Below are 18,939 nucleotides of genomic sequence, written 5' to 3'. Positions count from 1 at the left end.
GGGGTTCGCGTAGCGCGTGCGGGTGGGTGGGGGGTCGGGGCCGCGTCGGGGGGTGTCCGTCCTCGGTCCGGTGGCTGGCGTACTGCCGGGAGGTGCTGTTTCTTGACACCGGACTCTGCGGGCGGACACCCCCCGACGCGTCCCCTTGCCGCCGTGGGCGACTGCGGGCTCGTGGGGCCATCGGCCCCCAGCTGAGGGGACTTCGTCCCCAGTTCCCGTGAGCCGAGGGGACTCCGCCCCTAGCCCTCACCCACCTGCGGGCCTCGCCTCGCGGTGTCGGCGGCCGTTTTCGGTGCCGGTCCGGGCATCTCCAGCCCGTCCGGCGTTTGAGGACGAGGCCGCAGGCCGATGGGGGTCCAGGGGGCGGGGCCCCTTGGCGGGGTGGAAGGGGTGGAGCCCCTGGGGATGGGACGGGTAGGGGCGGCGGGGGCGAGAGAAGGCGCGTCAGTGCGACGGGTGCGGGGTGGAGCCGTAGGCCGTCAGGAAGCGGTCGCGGAAGGAGCTCATCTTCCAGACCGGGGCCTCGGGAGCGGGCTGGAGGCCGTCCGTCCAGTGCCAGTCGGCGATCTTGTTCAGGAGCTTCGGGTCCTTGGCGACGATCGAGATCGGGACGTCCCGGCTGGCCTTGGTACCGCTGACGCGCGACATCGGCTGATGGTCGCCGAGGAAGACCAGGACCGTGTCGTCGGTGCCATAGCGCTCCAGCCATTGCGTGAGACTGGTGACGGAGTACGAGATCGACTTGCCGTACTCCTGCTTGGAGCGCGTGGAGTCGGAGATGATGTCCGATGGTTTGGTGCCGGACTTCTGGATGGACCTGAAGAGTGAGCCGTCGCCCAGGTCATCCCAGTCCACCATCTTGGGGATCGGCGCCCAGGGTTGGTGGCTGGAGGTCAGGATGATCTCCGCCATCAGGGGCTTGTCACGCTTCTTGCCGTGGACCTGGCGTTGGAAGGCTTCGAGGGCGTACTGGTCGGGCATGGTGGACCAGCTGAACTTCGGGCCCTTGTAGTTGAGTTGGAAGGCGTTGTAGACCTTGTCGAGGCCGTAGTACTGCTGTTCCGGCCACGTCTTTTGTACGCCGGGCATGACCCCGACCGTGTCCCAGTCGCCGGTCTTCCGGAAGGCCTTGGTGAGGCTGAGGTGGTCGCTGGCCATGACGGTGCGGTAGCGCTGCTGGTTGTCGATCCACAGGCCCGAGAGGGTGGTGGAGTGGCCCAGCCAGCTGCTGCCGCCGTACGTCGCCGAGGTGAGCCAGCCGCTCCTGGCGTGGAAGCCGGCGTCGGCGAGGGCCTGGGTGCTGGTGTCGAGGGTGCTGGTGACGCCCGGGGCGATCGTGGGATCTTCGAGTGCGCTGCGGCCGTAGCTCTCTATGAAGGTGAACAGGACGTCCTTGCCGCGTAGGTCCGGGACCAGTTGGGCGGGCAGTGTGTTGCCGAAGGTGTCCGACTTCGCGTCCTTCGCGAACGCCGCCTCGTCGCGGAGGGTGTCCATCGCTCGGCGGGCGTGGACCTTGATGACGCCGGCGGTGTGGTCCGCGGCGAGCGGTACGCCGGCGATCTGGAGCCCGAAGGCCGTGCAGGTGATCCAGACGGTGCCGGCGATGAGGGCGCCCTTGGAGGCGGTTGCCTTGTGGTGGGCCAGGACGTTGGCGATGCGGATGGTGGCGAGGGCGGTGAGGGCTATCAGGGCGGCGACCAGGAGGATGACGCCGAGGGTGAGGAGGGTCGTGGTCGTGCCGCCCAGGGAGTCCTTCAGGTAGGACTGGGCGTCGTCCAGGAGTTCCCAGTCCAGGACGATGTTGAAGTGGCGGCCCAGGAATTCGTTGTAGCCGATGTCGAGGATGTTCAGGGCGGTGAGGGCGCCCAGGGTGGCGCCGGAGATCGCCGCGGTGATCAGGCGGGGGCGGCGGGGGAGGCTGAGGAGGAGGGCGGCTCCGATGATGGCCTCTGCGGGGAGGCGCAGGAACTCCGTTGCCTTGAGGTTGCCGAGGGTGTTCGGCATTTGCAGGCTGATGTGGATGAGGGCGGCGGCGAGGGCCGTGAGGGTCCAGCGGAGGTAGGGGGTGGGGGGCGCGGCCTCGGCTTCGCCTTCGGCCGAGTCGTTCCCACCCGCACCACCCGTGCGACTTTCGTCGTCGGGTGCGGGTGGCCCCGGCGGGGCTTCCCCACCGTCGGCGACCGCGGGTCCGCTGGTGGGTGGTGCGGGTTCGTCGGTCGGCGGTGCGGAGGCGTCTGTGGGTGGTGCGCAGTCGTCGGTCGGTGGTGTGGATGCGGCCGTGGGGGGTGCGGGTTCGTCGGTCGGTGGTGCGGAGGCGTCTGTGGGTGGTGCGCAGTCGTCGGTCGGCAGTGCGGAGCCATCCGCGGGCGGTGCGCAGTCGTCGGTCGGTGGTGTGGATGCGGCCGTGGGGGGTGCGGGTTCGTCGGTCGGTGGTGCGGAGGCGTCTGTGGGTGGTGCGCAGTCGTCGGTCGGCAGTGCGGAGGCGTCCGCGGGCGGTGCGCAGTCGTCGGTCGGTGGTGTGGATACGGCCGTGGGTGATGCGGGCTCGTCGCTCGGCGGTGTGGATACGTCCGCGGGGGGCGCAGGCTCGTCGGTCGGTGGTGCGGACGCATCCGTCCGCGGTGTTTCGGGCGGCGTCTCATCGGCAGGGGCGTCCGCAGGCAAGTCGGCTTTCCTACCCGGCAGTTGACGTAGGCGCGTGAAGACGGGCACCCGAAGGTCCTTCCGTGCGAGGCCCCTGGTGGAGTGGTGCGGCGGGCCTCGCTGGGGAGGCTGGGGGCCCGCCACACCCTCGTACGGGTCGCCGTCGGGCCCTGTTCAGCCACTGCGCCCCAGCGCTCGGCAAACACCCGGCAAACGCCAGGCCAACAGGGCCGCGGCGGCCCGCAGCCGCCCCCCGTCGCCCTCCGCGGCCCCCGGGGGGCCTACGCCCCGCCCACCGCCGTCAGCAGCGCCAACGGCGCCGCCGCCGAACGGGATTCGCGTACGCACGCGTGGGGGTACGGCACCGGTTCCGTGTGGGTGTCGCGGCCGTAGCCGGCGAGGACCTCGGGGAGGCGGTGGCCGGTGGTCGTTGCCGCGTCCACCAGAGCGTGGGCGACCGTGCGGGCCTCGTCGTGGAGGCCGTAGCGGGCCAGGCCCAGGGTGATCAGTGCGTTGTCGTGCGGCCAGACCGAGCCTCGGTGGTAGGAGAGGGGGTGGTAGGCCGGTTGGCCGGCGGCGAGGGTCCGTACGCCCCAGCCCGAGAAGAAGTCCGGTTCGAGGAGGCGGCGGCCCACTGCCTCTCCGTACTCCTTGTCCAGGAGGCCGGTCCAGAGCAGGTGGCCGGCGTCCGACGCCAGTGCGTCCACCTGGCGGCCGTCGCCGGCGAGCGCGAGGGCCGGGAACGAGTGCTCCGGCATCCAGAAGTCCCGCTGGAAACGGTCCCGGAGGTCGCCCGCCGCTTGCTCCAGGAGGGCCGCGTAGGTCTCGTCCTGCCATGCCGTGCGGGCCAGCCACGCCGTGCGGCGCAGGGCGTCGTAGGCGTAGCCCTGGGCGCCCGCCGCCATCACCGGGCCGCCGGGGCGGGTGCCGTCGGCCGAGCAGATGGCGCCGGGGGAGTCCTTCCAGTTCTGGTTGGCCAGGCCGCCCTGGTCGGCTCGGTAGACCAGGTAGCCGCGGGAGGTCAGGCCGCCGTGGTCCAGCATCCAGCCGATCGCCGCGCGGGCGTGGGGTTCCAGGCGGCGGGCGAGGGGCGTGTCGCCTGTCTGTTCGACGTAGGCGCCCAGCAGGATCAGGAAGAGGGGGGTCGCGTCCACCGAGCCGTAGTAGCGGCCGTACGGCACCTGGCCGAAGTGTGCCAGCTCGCCGTGCCGTACCTCGTGCACGATCTTGCCGGGCTGGGAGACGGAGTCGATGCCGGTCTCCGTCGCCTGGGTCGCGGCCAGTGCGGGGAGGGTGGCGGCGGCCAGTTGGGGGCGGTAGGGGAGGGCGAAGAGGGAGGTGAGGAGGGCGTCCCGGCCGAGGAGGGTCAGGAACCAGGGGGCGCCGGCGGCGGGCACGCGGAGTTCCTCGCCGTCGGGGCCCGTCGCGGGGACCTGGAGCGCGGCCAGGTCGGCGAGGCCTCGGGCGCAGGCGGCGGCCAGTTCGGGCCAGCCGGTCGGGAAGGCCACCCTCTCCACGAACTCGCCCTCCAGGGAGAGGAGCTGGTTGGTCAGGGCTGAGGGGGAGCGGGGGACTCGTAGTGCTCGTTTGTCGCCGTGGGGGCGGGCCATCACCCGGAGGGTCAGTTCCGTTGTGCCGTGCGGGGGGAGGTCCAGGGTCCAGACCAGGCGGCGGGCGCCTGTTCCTGTTTCGTCGACGCCGTCCGGGGGCGGGTCGGCCGTCACGGTCGTGAGGGAGCGCCATTCGGCCCGTTGGTAGGTGAACTCGACGCCGTGGTCCAGGACTTGGCGGGAGCGGGTGGCGCCGGGTTTGGTGTAGGTGCGGTGGTCGGAGCGCAGTTCGAACTGGTCGGTGAAGTCGGCGTCGGCGGTGACGGCGATGCGGATCGTCGTCGGGGTCGGGCGGTTGCTGGTCACGCGGAGCGATTCGATGAACGAGCCGTCACCGACCGCCTGTTCGCGGAAGAGCGTGTAGGCCGGCGGCTCGTTGCGGCCGCCGCGTGGGACCAGGACGCAGCGGGCCGTGTCTCCGTCGGCGACCGGGGTCAGGGTCTCGGGTACCGCTCCGTCCACGGTGAGCTGCCAGCGGCTGAGGTGCCGGGCGTCGCGTACGAACAATCCCTCCGGGGAGCCGACGGCCCGAACGCCGCTGATGTCCCCGCCGTCACCGACGGCGGCGAACGTGCCCCCGTACACGAGCAGATGATGCCGGTCCGTCATCCCCGGTTACCTCCCTTGATTTCGTTGACCGCAGTGGGTTCGGTCTGGCTGTGCAGCAGGTCGAGCGAGAGCGCGGCGGTCCAGCTGAAGCCGGTCGCCCCGCAGGCCTCGCCGGTGTACGGGTCCACGTACTCGGCGAAGTCGGAGCTCTGCGCGATGTCCAGGACCGCCTCGCGCAGCCCGTCGGCCAGCCGGTGCTCCCCCTGGGTCCGCAGGCCCCGCTCCAGCAGCCAGCTCGTGTTGAACCAGGCCGGGCCGCGCCAGTAGCGGTGCGGGTCGAAGGCCTCGCCCAGGAGGTCGTAACTCGGCACCAGGCGGGTGGAGGTGCCGAGGCCGAAGTGCTCGGACGTCGTCGTGCCCACCAAGGCTGTGGAGATGTTCCGTGGCAGGCCGGGGAGGAGGAGGGGGAGCAGGCCCGAGACGCTGCGCTCGGGCACGAGGTCCCCGTTCCGTACGTCGCGGCAGAAGAACATGGCCTTCTCCGGGTCCCACAGCCGCTCGATCAGCGCCGCCGTCAGCCGTTCCGCACGCGCGCGGCGGGCCGTGCCGGTCGCGCCCAGTTCGTCGGCGATCCGGGCGAGTGCGTGCTCGGAGGCGATGAGCAGGGCGTTGAAGGAGGGGTCCTCGACCGCGAAGTCGCCTGACCCGTCGGCGTAAGCGCCCTCTCTGTAGTCCGTCGCCAGGCGTACGTAGCGGCCGTAGTCCAGGTCCGTCGGGCGGTCCTCGGGTGCCCCGTGGTCGAGGTCGGCGCGGCGGAAGGAGCGGGCCGGGGCCGGGGTGACACGGGCGAGCGGGGCGTCCCAGCAGGGGCTGTTGTCCATGCCCTGTTCCCAGGGGTGCATGACCGATGCGAGGCCGCCGCCGCCCAGGTCACGGCGGTGCAGCAAGTAGCGGTGCCAGGCGGCGAGACGGGGATACAACCGGGTGAGGAAGCCGCGCGCCCGGGACAGTCCCGGGTCGGCGCGGTGCACCAGCCAGACCGCCAGCGCGTGCACCGGTGGCTGCACGATGCCGGAGGTCTGTACGGTGCGCGGGGCGCCCGCGGTGCGGCCCGCCGTCGAGGAGCGCCAGAAGTCGGGGCTCGGGAAGTAGGCGTCCAGGGGGACCGAGGGGTTGAAGACGATGTGCGGGACACGGCCGTCGCCCCACTGGGCTGCGAGCAGCGTCTCCAGCTCCTTCTGTGCCCGTAACGGCGAGATGTGCCTGAGGCCGATCGCGATGAACGCCGAGTCCCAGGACCACTGGTGCGGGTACAGGCTGCGCGAGGGGACCGTGGACGCGCCGGTCCAGTTGTCCTCCAGTACCTTCGCGGCCCTGACGTGCAGTGAAGGCGGTGAACCAGAGGGATCGTATGCGATCGAGCGTTCCGTGGAACGGGCGACGAGTTGGGCGGTGCGATCCACTCGGCACTCCCCGAGAGACGTGCGGCTGACCGGTTCGGCCAGTGCGACCGTAGAGTTACGTCTATTTAACACGCAAAACTCAATATGTAATGCACGCTTGAGAAACACAAGGGGGTGCGCATGACTGGACGGGGTCAGACCGGCGCCGGAGATCTGCTCCAACTGGTGCGCAGCGGCCGCGCCGTGACGCGCGGAGCGCTCCAACAGGTCACCGGGCTCTCGCGGGCCACCGTCGGCCAGCGCCTCGACCGGCTCTTCCGGGCGGGCTGGCTGCGCGAGGGGGCCGGCGGGCCCGTGGACTCGCCGCTGGGGGGCCGGCCCTCCATCCTGTTGGAGTTCGACGACGAGCACGCCGTCGTTCTCGCCGCCGACCTCGACACCCGGCACGCGCGTGCCGCCGTGCTGTCCCTGACCGGGGAGATCCTCGCCGAGCACAGCGGCGCGCTGGTCGTGGAGGACGGGCCGGACGCCGTGCTCGGCGAGTTGGGGCGCTGGTTCGCCGAGCTCCTGGAGAAGACGGGCCGCCCCGCGGCCGACGTCTGCGGCATCGGGCTGGCGGTCCCGGGCCCGGTCGACACCGAGAGCGGCCGGGTGGTCCAGCCGCCGATCATGCCGGGCTGGGACGGTTACGACATAAGAGGCCGGCTGTCGAGAGCCTTCACCGAACACACGGGCGCCGGGGCGGTTCCGGTGCTCGTCGACAACGACGCGAACCTCATGGCGTACGGCGAACAGCGCGCGTCCTACCCCGACTGTTCGGGGTTCGTCCTGGTCAAGGTGTCGACCGGTATAGGTGCGGGGGTGGTGGTCGACGGGGCGATCTACCGGGGCATCGACGGGGGCGCTGGCGACATCGGGCACATCCGGGTGGGCGCCGACGCGCTGTGCCGGTGTGGTTCGTACGGCTGCCTGGCCGCCGTCGCCAGTGGCGGCGCCGTGGCCCGGCGGCTGGCCGAGACCGGCGTGCCCGCGGCCTCCGGGTCGGATGTGCGGGATCTGCTGGCGGCCGGGGACCCGGGGGCGGCCGCGCTGGCGCGGGAGGCCGGGCGGCAGGTCGGGGATGTGCTGGCGACCGTGGTGACGCTGCTCAACCCCGGGGTGCTGATGATCGCCGGGGACCTGGCCGGGACGCCGTTCCTCACTGGTGTGCGGGAGCTGCTCTATCAGCGGGCGCTGCCGCGCTCCACCGCTCATCTGGACGTCGTCACGTCACGGCTGGGGGAGCGGGCGGGGCTCGTGGGGGCTGGGGCGCTGGTGGTGGAGCATCTGTACGCGCCGGAGCGGGTGGAAGAGCGGCTGGTCGCGCTGGGGGTGTGAGCGGCGAGTGGCTGGTGGGCGCCGGTGCGGGGGCCGGGTGCGTGGGCCGATGTGCGTGGGCCGGGGTGCGCCGGTGCGTGGGCCGGGGTGTGCGGGTCGTGTGCGCCGGTGCGTCGGCCGGTGGGGGCCGAGGTGCGTGGGTCGGTGTGGGCCGGTGCGAGCCGGTGTGTGGACCGGTGCGTCCCGGTGTCTGCTGGTTCGTGTGACGGCGGTCTGTGCCGGTGCGTGTGACCGGCGGGTTTCCGTCCCGGACGCACGTCCGCATGGTGAAATCCGGTGCTCTGTGGCAGCGTGATTCTCGCCACCCTTGATAAGGGTTGCGCTCAGATGAGCGGATCTTGAGCGGCTGCACTTCTCCAAGGAGTGGCACTGGGTGCCACCCCTTGATCGTTCATCGATCGAAATCAGACGTGCGGGATGGTCGCTCACATGAGCGGGAAACCGCACTTGTGGACGCTCTTGCGTTCAAGAAGTGAAAACATCCGCCCGTCTCCGGTTGCCAAGCCTTGACTTTCGATCCACTGGCGGACGGGTGGTTACAGGCGTATGACGCGTGAGTAGACGTACCCAGGCGCCTTCGATCTGGGTATGTTCCTCGCCGTCAGGGCAGCCACCGCGTCCTCGAGGGAGTCGAGACCGTGTCGGAAAACAAAGAACCCCATGTAGCGAAGTTCGTTTACGACTTCACCGAGGGAAACAAGGACCTCAAGGACCTCCTGGGTGGCAAGGGCGCCAACCTCGCCGAGATGACCAACCTGGGCCTTCCCGTTCCCCCTGGGTTCACGATCACGACGGAAGCCTGCAAGGTCTACCTCGACAGCGGCGAGGAGCCGGCGGCACTGCGTGACGAGGTGAGTGCGCACCTCGACGCCCTTGAGGCCAAGATGGGCAAGAAGCTCGGCCAGGCCGACAACCCCCTGCTGGTCTCCGTCCGTTCCGGCGCGAAGTTCTCCATGCCGGGCATGATGGACACCGTCCTCAACATCGGGCTCTCCGACAAGTCCGTGAAGGGCCTCGCCGAGCAGGCCGGCGACGAGCGGTTCGCCTGGGACTCCTACCGCCGCCTCATCCAGATGTTCGGCAAGACAGTCCTCGGCGTCGACGGCGACCTCTTCGAAGAGGCCCTCGACAGGGCCAAGGAGGCCAAGAAGGTCACGGTCGACACCGACCTGGAGGCCGCCGACCTGAAGAAGCTGGTCACCGCCTTCAAGAAGATCGTCAAGAAGGAAGCCGGCCGGGACTTCCCGCAGGACCCGCGCGAGCAGATGGACCTCGCCATCGAGGCGGTCTTCAACTCCTGGAACACCGACCGCGCCAAGCTGTACCGCCGCCAGGAGCGCATCCCCGGCGACCTCGGCACGGCCGTCAACGTCTGTTCCATGGTCTTCGGCAACCTGGGCCCGGACTCCGGCACGGGCGTCGCCTTCACGCGTGACCCCGCCTCCGGCCACCAGGGCGTCTACGGCGACTACCTCCAGAACGCCCAGGGCGAGGACGTGGTGGCGGGCATCCGCAACACCGTCCCGCTGGCGGAGCTGGAGACGATCGACAAGAAGTCGTACGACCAGCTGATGCAGATCATGGAGACGCTGGAGAACCACTACAAGGACCTCTGCGACATCGAGTTCACCATCGAGCGCGGTCAGCTGTGGATGCTCCAGACCCGCGTCGGCAAGCGCACGGCGGGCGCCGCCTTCCGTATCGCCACGCAGCTCGTCGACCAGGGCCTCATCGACGAGGCGGAGGCGCTCCAGCGCGTCAACGGCGCCCAGCTCGCCCAGCTGATGTTCCCGAAGTTCGACGAGGAGGCCAAGGTCGAGCAGGTCGGCCGGGGCATCGCGGCGTCGCCGGGTGCGGCGGTCGGCAAGGCGGTCTTCGACTCGTACACCGCGGTGAAGTGGTCGCGGTCGGGCGAGAAGGTCATCCTGGTCCGCCGTGAGACCAACCCCGACGACCTGGACGGCATGATCGCCGCCGAGGGAATCCTGACGTCGCGTGGTGGCAAGACCTCACACGCGGCCGTGGTCGCGCGCGGCATGGGCAAGACCTGTGTGTGCGGTGCCGAGGAGCTGGAGGTCGACACCAAGCGGCGCCGGATGACGGTTCCCGGCGGGCACGTGGTGGAGGAAGGCGACGTCATCTCGATCGACGGGTCGAGCGGCAAGGTCTACCTCGGCGAGGTCCCGGTGGTCCCCTCTCCCGTCGTGGAGTACTTCGAGGGCCGCATGCACGCCGGTGCTCAGGACGCCGACGAGCTGGTCGAGGCCGTGCACCGGATCATGGCGTTCGCCGACCGCAAGCGGCGCCTGCGGGTGCGTGCCAACGCGGACAACGCCGAGGACGCGATGCGCGCCCGTCGCTTCGGCGCCCAGGGCATCGGTCTGTGCCGTACGGAGCACATGTTCCTCGGCGACCGCCGTGAGCTGGTCGAGCGCCTGATCCTGGCCGACACGGAGGCCGAGCGCGAGGAGTCCCTGAAGGAGCTGCTCCCGCTGCAGAAGCAGGACTTCGTGGAGCTGTTCTCGGCGATGGACGGGCTCCCGGTGACGATCCGTCTCCTCGACCCGCCGCTGCACGAGTTCCTGCCGGACATCACCGAGCTGTCGGTCCGCGTCGCGCTCGCGGAGTCCCGTCAGGAGCCGCACGAGAACGAGCTGCGGCTGCTCCAGGCCGTCCACCGGCTGCACGAGCAGAACCCGATGCTGGGCCTGCGAGGCGTACGCCTGGGCCTCGTCATCCCCGGCCTCTTCACGATGCAGGTCCGCGCGATCGCCGAGGCCGCCGCCGAGCGCAAGAACGCCAAGGGCGACCCGCGCGCCGAGATCATGATCCCGCTCGTCGGCACGGTCCAGGAGCTGGAGATCGTCCGCGAGGAGGCCGACCAGGTCGTCGCGGAGGTCGAGGCCGCTACGGGCGTTCGCCTGAAGCTGTCCATCGGCACGATGATCGAGCTGCCGCGCGCCGCGCTGACCGCCGGTCAGATCGCCGAGGCGGCGGAGTTCTTCTCCTTCGGCACGAACGACCTCACCCAGACGGTGTGGGGCTTCAGCCGGGACGACGTGGAGGCCTCGTTCTTCACGGCGTACCTGGAGAAGGGCATCTTCGGCGTCTCCCCCTTCGAGACCATCGACAAGGACGGCGTGGGCTCCCTGGTCGCCGCCGCCGCGAAGGCGGGGCGCGAGACCCGGCCCGACCTGAAGCTCGGCGTGTGCGGTGAGCACGGCGGTGACCCCGAGTCGGTGCACTTCTTCCACGAGGTGGGACTGGACTACGTCTCCTGCTCCCCGTTCCGGATCCCCGTCGCCCGCCTGGAGGCCGGCCGCGCGGCCTCCCAGTCGGTGGGGAGCGATCACCGGTAGGTCCTACGGCCACCGAGAACTCCGGAGTCGTCGCCTGTCCCCGACCCTCAAGACCGATGGGCGGCGACTCCGGTGCACGAAAGAGGGCGGCACCCTGTGCGGGGGTGCCGCCCTCACCCGCATCATCTGCGGAGGCTGTCAAGCTGCGTCGCTGACCAGGGCAAATGGCGTTTGCTGTCGTTGGTTGCCGTTGACTCTGCGCGACGCCGTTGTGCCCTCGTTGTGCCCTCCACGGTCGGCCGGGTCCCGTCCCTGGGGGCGCCGGCCTGGCCCAGTTGAGACCGCACCACCCGCGCCAACGCAGTCAGGAGTCGTCTGCTGAGCCGCCTCGTCGCGCAGCCCTGTCGGCAGGGAGCGGTGACACAGGAGTGGTGAACGTCACAGCAATGCACCGACAAGGGTGGCGAGCTGACGGGGAGGGAGATCGGGTGTCGCAGCAGGCACACCCTCGGGGGACCTTCCTGAAGATTGCCGACTCGGTGAAGAGGCAGATCGAGGACGACCCCGACATGACGGAGCTTCCGTCCTTGACCGAGGTCATGCGCGACCACAAGGTCTCACGTGGGGTAGCGCTCCGCGCGTTCGGCGTGCTGCGGAAGGAAGGTGTGGCCGAACCGGCACCAGGCGAGCGTTGGCGCGTAGTGCGCTCGGGTGCGCGAGTCGACCGGCGCCCGCTCGCTGAGCGGATCGCCGACATCATCACGGCTGAGGGGTTCGAAGTAGGGGAAGCCTTCCCGAGCGCTTCCGCGCTGGCCGACCGGAGGCCGCCGGCGTGCTGGCGAGGGGAGGACAGGGCAAGGTGCGGACGGTCCGCGCCGTGCCGACGCGAGAGGGGCCCGGGCGCAGAGCACGGAGTCGGGAAGCGCTGGCAGGTGCGCTACCGGGATCTGACCGGCAAGCAGTGCAAGGAGAACTTCGCGAAGAAGACCGCCGCAGAGTCCCGGGCCGCCAAGGTGACCGCCGAACTGGACGACGGCACGTTCGTGAAACGGGAACTCGGCAAGCAGAAGTTCAAGGCCATCGCTGAGCGCTGGCAGGAGACGGCCGTACACCGCGAGCGGACCGAGACGAACGTCGAGCGGGCCCTACGGCTGCACATCTACCCGACGTTCGGCAACCGGCAGATCGGCAGCATCCAGCGGGCAGACGGCCAGAAGTGGATCAAAGATCGGTCCGCGGTCATCGCCCCGTCGTCGTTCGCGACGCCCTGGAACGTCTGCACCAGCATCCTGAAGATGGCCCACCAGGAGGGCATCATCCCGAAGTACCCGTGGGAGGGCCTCAAGCCGCCCGAGGTGTTCTATCCGGAGATTCACCCGCTGGACCCAGAAGCGGTGAAGGCGCTCATTGTCACAGCCTCCCCGAGGTATCGAGCGTTGGTTCGGCAGGCGGCTTCCACCGGACTTCGCCAGGGCGAGCTGTTCGGCATGGAAGACGACGAGCCGGCCGCTACCGTCACGGTCAAGCAGCAACTGATCGGCCCCGACAAGGGTGTGCCGTACCTGGGTGAGCCGAAGACAAAGCAGAGCTACAGAAGAGTGCCTCAGGGACAGTCTGTTGTCGACGAGATCGAGCGGCACCGCAAGGAGTTCCCGCCCAAGCTCGTGTACATCGAGGACCGGACGAACCCGCGTAAGCCCGTGTGGCGCCATGCTCGGCTGCTGTACACGAGCGAGACGGGCGGGGCGATCCGGCGCGGCAGCTGGGCGAAGCTGTGGGCCCGCAACGTCAAGCGGGCGAACGCCTACCTGGCGAAGTCCGGCAGCAAGGTAGGCGTCCCCGAGGGCACTACGCTCCACGACCTGCGCCACTTCTACGCCTCGGTGCTGATCAAGAACGGGGCTACGCCGAAGCAGGTACAGATGCGCCTCGGTCACGCTAAGCCATCGATCACGCTGAACGTCTACACGCATCTGTGGGAGGCAGAGGCGGATCGGACGGCCGACATGATGGAAGCCGTCCTGAGTGGTGTGCCCTGAGGGCATGGGAAACGGCTGACCTTCCTGGTCAGGAAGTCAGCCGTACACCCTGTGCGTGCGGGGGTGCCGCCCTCGCCTGCATCATGTGCGGCGACCGGCAAGCTTCAACTGCTCGGGGTTTCAGGTGCGTTGGCCCACACATGGCCCACGGACTCCGCACTGAGCGCGAGACCTCTTCGCCTCAAAGCAGCAACTCAGAGGCGGCGGATCGGATGGGGAGCTATGACCAGGGCAGGACCAGGGCGCCCCAGGCGACGACGGGGCCGAGGGCGACGATTCCGCCGGTGTAGCCGATGACCTGGCGGTAAAAGCGGCGGGTGTCCACCCCACGGGCGTTGCTGAGGACGAGTGCTCCGTTGGTCGAGAAGGGAGAGGTGTCGACGATCGTCGTGGAGACGGCGAGCGCGGCGATCAGTCCGGCGGCGCTGAGGTGGCTGGAGAGCAGCAGCGGTACGGCGATGGGGATGATCGCTGTGAGAATCGCGGTGGAGGAGGCGAAGGCGGAGGTGATGGCCACGGTGAAGCACAGCAGCAGGGCGACGACGAGCGGGGCGCCCAGGTTGGCGGCGTGTTCGGAGATGTCCTCGATGATGCCGGCCTTCTCCAGCATCGCGATGTACGTCATCATGCCCGCGACCAGAAGCAGGGTGGACCAGCTGACGCCGTCCACGGCCTTCTCCTGCCGCTTCATGTCCACCAGGGCCAGCAGGGCGCCGGCAGCCAGCGCAAGGAAGCCGATCTCCAAGTGGAAGCCGAGCGCGCCGACGACGAGGGCCACCAGAGAGGCGAGGGTGAGCCACTGCCGCCAATCGGGCCTGCCGGAGACGGCGAGGTCCTCGTCGTCGGCTGCCTCCGCGGCGCCCTCGACCAGCGGGGCGGGACGCTTGGCGAGCAGGGCGTAGGTGAGGATCGAGAGCACCAGGTTGATCACGAAGCTGGCGCTGAACAGCGCCACGGCGGAGACCTGCAAATCGGTCTTGTCGACGAGGCCGAGCACCAGCGCACCGGAGACGGCCAGCGGGGAGAACGCGCCCGCGTGCCCGCCGCTGATCACCATCATGCCGACGACCAGCGGGTTGAGCTTGTAGCGGTAGGCGAAGTTCATGCCGATCGGCGCGAGGATCGCGACCGCTGCCGGGGTGAACGTACCGAACGCCGTCAGCAGGGCGGCCACCAGGAACAGCACCCAGGGGATGAGCTCTACCTTGCCGCGTACCAGCCGCACCCCGGCCGCGACGAGCCAGTCGATGGTGCCGTTGCGGCGGGCGACGGAGAACAGGTAGGTGACTCCGACGATGGTGACGAAGAGCTTCGCCGGGAACCCCTCGAAGATCTCGTCCTCGGTGAGGCCGAGCGAGGCGGTCCCGACCGCGAAGGTGGCGACGAAGGCGAGGATGCCCAGGTTGATCGGCAGCACGGTGCCGACCACGAACATCACCAGCAGGGCGCCTATGGAGATCACTTCAGCAGACATCTTTGTCCTTGGTGCGGTGGGGACGGGGTGGCGCGCCGCGAGGGCGCGAGGGTATCCCGGTGTGGACGGCTGGGAGCCGGCCTGACCGAGGTGACGTTCGTCGCAGCTCAGGCGGCTTGCGGGCTGCCTGCTTCCGGTACGTAGATTCGGGCGTCGGCGAGCAGACGGGCCGCGCGCTGCACGGTGACCCGGTGCGGCAGGCCGTCCCTTACATCGGTGCAGCGGACCGCGACGACACCGGCGGGCGTGCCGAGGCGCAACCACTCGTCGGTCGGGCCGCCCGTGGTCCGGGAGACCACGGACCCTTCCAGCAGCCCGGCCGCCGCGACGGCGACGGCAGAGGTCAGGCCGATCGCGGGGTGCGGGGCGTTCATGGTGAGCATGCGCACCGAGACGTCGTAGTCCTCGGCCCCGATCGGTTCACCGAGGGTGGTGGTGTACGGCACCGGCGGGCCGACCAGGCCCACCTTGGGCACCGCGTCGCCCGGTTCCTCACCCGGCTGGAGCAGCCCCATCAGGGGTGCGGCGGTATGACGGACGGTGCGCAGCCAGGGGACGTCTGCGCTCATCCGCTCCAGCGACTCGGCACCGGTACGCCCGGCACTGGCGGCGTCGACAAGGACGACCGGAGCTCCTGCGGTCACCATGCTCACGCGTACCGGCTCGGCGGCGCCGACCTGCAGGTCCTGGGCGGCTTGGCCGGTGGGGAGGAGCAAGCCGGTGGTGCCACCGGCCGGGTCGCGGAAGGTGAGGCCGACCGCGACCCCGCCGGCACGGGTGCCGGGTACCGTCTGGCGGCCGAAGTGGTGCACCACGCCTCCGCGGGTGTCGACGATCCCTTCGAGGACCGCGCCGGTATTGGTGTTGCGCATCACCACGCGCGTCCGGTCGCCGGTGACCGGAACCATTCCTTTGGTCACCGCGTACAGGGCGACACCGGTGGCGCAGTTGCCGCAGTTGCTCGTCCACTCCACCGAGCCCGTCCCGATGCCGACTTGAGCGAACAGGTAGTCGACGTCGACGCCAGGCTGGGGTGAGGCGCCGACCACGGCCGCTTTCGAGGTGGTGGGGGTTGCCCCGCCCACCCCGTCCAGTTCCACGGGGTCGGTGGCGCCGTACGCGGCGACCAGCAGCCTTTCGAGGTCGCCACGGTCGGCAGGGACTTCGACCTGGTTGAACAGCCAGCACTTGCTTGTGCCGCCACGCACCAGGGTCGCGGGAATGTGCACGTCTGAGGCTCTTCCTGGATCAACGGAGGTAGGGAAAGGGCCGAGGCAGCGGTTGCGGGCGCATTGCGGGCCGGTGAACCGCTCGGCGATTGCGGAGACCTTCGCAGAGGCGTGACTTCGGAACAATCGCAGTTCGCTTCACCTGGGTTTAGCTCAGCTAAAGTCGACGGCATGCTCAACGTGCGCCGTCTGTTGCTGCTCACCGAGGCCACCGAACGCGGTTCACTCACTGCCGCGGCGGAAGCCCTCGGCATGACCACCTCCGCCGCCTCCCAGCAGATGTCCCTCCTGGAGCAGGAGGCAGGGCAGCCCCTTATCGAGCGGCTGCCACGCGGTATCCGCCCCACCCCGCCGGGTGCCGCGCTGGCCGAACGTGGTCAGGCCATCCGCCGGGAGCTCCGTGCCGCCCAGGCCGACCTGGACTCCTTCACCGCCCTCGACCAGGGCACCTTGCGGCTCGGTTCGTTCCCCACGGCGAGCGCGTCCCTGCTGCCGCTGGCGCTCACGCGTTTCCGACGTCGCCACGCCGGCATCCGTATCGAGGTACGCGCCGGAGTCCTTGCGGAGCTCAGGGAGATGCTGCACACCGGCGAGGTGGAGCAGGGGCTGCTCTGGGACTACGAATGGAACCGCCTCGACGATCCGGCGCTCTCCCTCACCCACTTGCTGGACGACCCCACGGTGCTGGTCGTCCCTGCCGACTCACCCCTGCGCACACATCCCTCCGTGCGCCTCGGCGACCTCGCCGACCAGGAGTGGATCATCCGCGCCGACAACCACCCCGTCGCCGACGTCCTGCGCCGAAGCTGTCGCCAGGCGGGATTCGAGCCGCGCATCGCCTACTCCTCGCACGACTACCAGGAGGCGCAGGCCATGGTCGCCGCCGGTCTCGGCATCGCGCTCGCACCCCGCCTGGCCCTCACCAGCCGACGCAGCGACGTACGCCTCCTGCCGTTCGCCTCCGACGTCCCGGCCCCCACCCGCCGCATCCTCCTCGCACGCGCCGCGGCACGCCCCGCCACCCCACCCGCCCAGGCGATGGCCCGCGTCCTGCGCACGGTGGCGCAGCGATTCACCGCCCCAGACCTGCACCGGGCCCAGCTCGGGGCGGTCCGGCGGGGCTGACGGTGCGGCCACGAGCTGCGCCCCCAAGCAGCGGTTCGCACGGGTCGTCGAGGAACGTCCGGCGCCGCGGGTCCGAGTGCACGCCGGCCGCTGAATGGTGCCGCCCGCGTGCCGATCGCATCCTGCTCTGCCCGCTGGGAAAGACGCGGTTGTGGCGGAGGACCAGAGAAGATCTCCGTCCTCATCCGCGGTCACGGAGCTCGACGCCGATGTGCCCTGCTCCGGAACGCGTGCCGTCGCGTCAGCTGTCGCAGCCCACCCCGTCATTGTCCCGGTCGAGGTGGGAGGCGTAGCCGGGGTCGCCTCGGTGGACCGGGGCGGCGCCGGCTGCGCGGGCCTCGGTGCAGTTGGCGTAGTAGACGTCGTTGCTGGAGGAGTCGCTGTCGTCGTCGGAGGCGGAGCCGGTGTCGGCGGCGGGCGTGGCGGTGACCGTCGTGGTGGCCTTGATCGTCTTGGTGGCCGTCACCGTCGGGGCCGGCTCGGGCTCCCGCGCCCGGGCCGTCGTCGTCGCGGTGACGGTGACCGTGGGCTGCGGCGAGGCCGCCTTGGGTGTCGCCTCGGTGTTCTTCGAGCCCTCGCCGGACGTACCGCCCGCGCCGATGCCCAGGAAGAAGGCCAGGGCGAGCGCGGGCAGTGCGTAGCGTTTGCGGGCCCACCTGGGGGCCGGGCGGTACGGCGGTTGTGGCATGGGTGCCGTCGTGTACGGATTGGTCATGTCATCCCCCCACTGGTGGTGCGTGAGGGGATGACCGTAATGCCGTGCGACCGAATGTGGAGAAGGTGTGGCTATTTTGTGACCGCTAGGCGCGGAAGGGGCCCGTCACCTCATACGTGATCCCGCCCGACGAACTGCCGCTGGTGCCCCGCTGGCTTGAGAAGTACAGCCGCGTCCCGTCCGGGGAGAACGCCGGCCCCGTGATCTCCGAGCCCGACTGGCCGTCGATGCGCAGGAAGGTGGCGACGACGTCGTCCGGGGTGATGACGCAGATCTCCATGTTGCCGCCGTCCTCGGCGACGAAGAGGTCGCCGGAGGAGGTGCCGGTGATGTTGTCGACGCCGGTGAGGGGGGCCGTGCCGTTGACGAGGGAGTCGTCGTAGGCCAGCTCGTACGTGTTGTTCAGGAGGTTGAGCTGCCAGACGCGGTTGTCGCCCTTGGTGGTGAACCACACCGTGTCGTCGGCGTAGTGGCAGCCCTCGCCGCCGTTGAAGGACTTGGAGCCCGAGACCTGGGAGCGGGTGGCCGTCGGGGAGCCGTCGGGGTCGGGGACGTTCGCCCAGGCGAAGGAGCCCGACGTGGCGCTGCCCGCCACCATGACCTGGAGGGTGCCGGAGGAGAGGTTGCCCCAGGTCGTCGGGACGAAGCGGTAGAAGCGGCCGTTGGTCTCGTCCTCGGTCAGGTAGATCACCTTGCGGACCGGGTCGGCGGCCGCCGCCTCGTGCTTGAAGCGGCCCATCGCGTCGCGCCGGGTCGCGGCGTTCGTGCCCCAGGGGTCGGTCTCGTAGACGTAGCCGAGGGACACCTCCTCGCAGGACAGCCAGGTGTTCCACGGGGTCTTGCCGCCCGCGCAGTTCTGACGGGTGGAGGAGAGGATGCGGTACGCGGCCGTGATCGCGCCCGTCGACGAGAACTTGACCGCGCTCGCGCCGCCGGAGGGGTTGATCTCGGAGTTGGAGACGTAGATCCAGCCAGAGCCGTCCGCGTAACAGGCGCCGCCGTCGGGGGCGTTGTGCCAGGTGTACGACGTGCCGGAGACCGTCTGGCCGGAGCGGGCGATGACGCGGCTGGTGAAGCCGCTGGGGAGTCTGATGCCGTTGGCGTCGGGGGAGCCCAGCGCCCCGTAGGGGCCGGTGCCGGGCTGGGCGGGGGCCGCGTACGCGGCGCCGCGCCAGAGGGTTCCGCCGAAAACGGCGGCCGAGCCGCCGAGGACGGCCGCACGCAGGAGGTTACGACGTTCCACTCTCACTCCAAGAGGTGCCGTACCGCCCCGTCGCCGGTCGACGACGGGGTCGTGCGTGGGGGGCGGCATGGAACCTAGGGGAGCCGGGTGGACGGACCGTAGCCAGTTGGTGACCGCTGGGCGGCGTACCTGAGAGCTGCCTGTGGGTGCCCAAGTACACAGGTGCTGCGAGTGCATATGTGCAGCGAGTGCATATGTGCTGCGCGTGCCCATGTGTCCATGCGCCTGTCCGA

General features: G+C 70.1%; 11 protein-coding genes. 4 read left to right on the top strand and 7 right to left on the bottom strand.

What is annotated here, in order from left to right:
• Window positions 1-444: 444 nt before the first annotated feature.
• From ABIE67_RS15905 to ABIE67_RS15895, 3 genes are all read right to left on the bottom strand, one after another.
• Window positions 445-2,475 (bottom strand): CDP-alcohol phosphatidyltransferase, encoded by a 2,031-nt coding sequence (locus ABIE67_RS15905; protein WP_370268644.1) that lies wholly within the window; start codon window positions 2,473-2,475, stop codon window positions 445-447.
• Between the two features lie 449 nt (window positions 2,476-2,924).
• The gene (locus ABIE67_RS15900; RefSeq protein WP_370257603.1) at window positions 2,925-4,862 is read right to left on the bottom strand and encodes a glycogen debranching N-terminal domain-containing protein; all 1,938 of its coding nucleotides are present in this window, start codon (window positions 4,860-4,862) and stop codon (window positions 2,925-2,927) included.
• A complete protein-coding gene (locus ABIE67_RS15895) occupies window positions 4,859-6,265 on the bottom strand; it encodes a trehalase family glycosidase (RefSeq protein ID WP_370257601.1) in 1,407 nt (468 codons plus the stop codon). The genes ABIE67_RS15900 and ABIE67_RS15895 overlap by 4 nt, the downstream gene beginning before the upstream one ends.
• 120 nt (window positions 6,266-6,385) lie before the next feature.
• Here ABIE67_RS15895 and ABIE67_RS15890 point away from each other — a divergent pair, with 120 nt between their 5' ends.
• From ABIE67_RS15890 to ABIE67_RS15880, 3 genes are all read left to right on the top strand, one after another.
• Complete coding sequence (locus ABIE67_RS15890) at window positions 6,386-7,582, top strand: ROK family protein (protein ID WP_370257599.1); 1,197 nt, start codon at window positions 6,386-6,388, stop codon at window positions 7,580-7,582.
• Window positions 7,583-8,220: 638 nt separating this feature from the next.
• On the top strand, window positions 8,221-10,941 hold the full coding sequence (ppdK, locus tag ABIE67_RS15885) for a pyruvate, phosphate dikinase (RefSeq protein WP_370257595.1): 2,721 nt from the start codon (window positions 8,221-8,223) through the stop codon (window positions 10,939-10,941).
• An 872-nt stretch (window positions 10,942-11,813) separates the two neighbouring features.
• Window positions 11,814-12,920, top strand: coding sequence for a tyrosine-type recombinase/integrase (locus ABIE67_RS15880; RefSeq protein ID WP_370257593.1), 1,107 nt, complete (start codon window positions 11,814-11,816; stop codon window positions 12,918-12,920).
• A 220-nt stretch (window positions 12,921-13,140) separates the two neighbouring features.
• On the opposite strand, the gene ABIE67_RS15875 is transcribed toward ABIE67_RS15880, so the two are convergent.
• Both ABIE67_RS15875 and ABIE67_RS15870 read right to left on the bottom strand, forming a co-directional pair.
• Window positions 13,141-14,394, bottom strand: coding sequence for an SLC13 family permease (locus ABIE67_RS15875; protein ID WP_370257591.1), 1,254 nt, complete (start codon window positions 14,392-14,394; stop codon window positions 13,141-13,143).
• Between the two features lie 107 nt (window positions 14,395-14,501).
• A complete protein-coding gene (locus tag ABIE67_RS15870; protein WP_370257589.1) occupies window positions 14,502-15,623 on the bottom strand; it encodes a PrpF domain-containing protein in 1,122 nt (373 codons plus the stop codon).
• A gap of 171 nt (window positions 15,624-15,794) precedes the next feature.
• Here ABIE67_RS15870 and ABIE67_RS15865 point away from each other — a divergent pair, with 171 nt between their 5' ends.
• The gene (locus tag ABIE67_RS15865; RefSeq protein ID WP_370257586.1) at window positions 15,795-16,748 is read left to right on the top strand and encodes a LysR family transcriptional regulator; all 954 of its coding nucleotides are present in this window, start codon (window positions 15,795-15,797) and stop codon (window positions 16,746-16,748) included.
• Between the two features lie 241 nt (window positions 16,749-16,989).
• Here the strand turns inward: ABIE67_RS15865 and ABIE67_RS15860 are convergent, their stop codons facing one another.
• Together ABIE67_RS15860 and ABIE67_RS15855 are read right to left on the bottom strand one after the other, a co-directional pair.
• Window positions 16,990-17,463, bottom strand: a complete 474-nt coding sequence (locus ABIE67_RS15860; protein ID WP_370257585.1) for an excalibur calcium-binding domain-containing protein — start codon at window positions 17,461-17,463, stop codon at window positions 16,990-16,992.
• Between the two features lie 85 nt (window positions 17,464-17,548).
• Window positions 17,549-18,706: an alkaline phosphatase PhoX gene (locus ABIE67_RS15855; protein WP_370257583.1), complete on the bottom strand. Its 1,158-nt coding sequence runs from the start codon at window positions 18,704-18,706 to the stop codon at window positions 17,549-17,551.
• Between the last annotated feature and the right edge of the window lie 233 nt (window positions 18,707-18,939).

The sequence above is a fragment of the Streptomyces sp. V4I8 genome, from assembly GCF_041261225.1.
Taxonomy (GTDB): domain Bacteria; phylum Actinomycetota; class Actinomycetes; order Streptomycetales; family Streptomycetaceae; genus Streptomyces.
The sequence above is the reverse complement of the archived record's forward strand: the minus strand, read 5'-3'. Positions and strand labels throughout refer to the sequence as shown.

Coding starts and splice junctions, on each gene's coding strand:
- ABIE67_RS15865 (WP_370257586.1), top strand. CDS start 15,795: ATGCTCAACGTGCGCCGTCTGTTGCTGCTCACCGAGGCCACCGAACGC.
- ABIE67_RS15875 (WP_370257591.1), bottom strand. CDS start 14,394: ATGTCTGCTGAAGTGATCTCCATAGGCGCCCTGCTGGTGATGTTCGTG.
- ABIE67_RS15890 (WP_370257599.1), top strand. CDS start 6,386: ATGACTGGACGGGGTCAGACCGGCGCCGGAGATCTGCTCCAACTGGTG.
- ABIE67_RS15900 (WP_370257603.1), bottom strand. CDS start 4,862: ATGACGGACCGGCATCATCTGCTCGTGTACGGGGGCACGTTCGCCGCC.
- ABIE67_RS15860 (WP_370257585.1), bottom strand. CDS start 17,463: ATGACCAATCCGTACACGACGGCACCCATGCCACAACCGCCGTACCGC.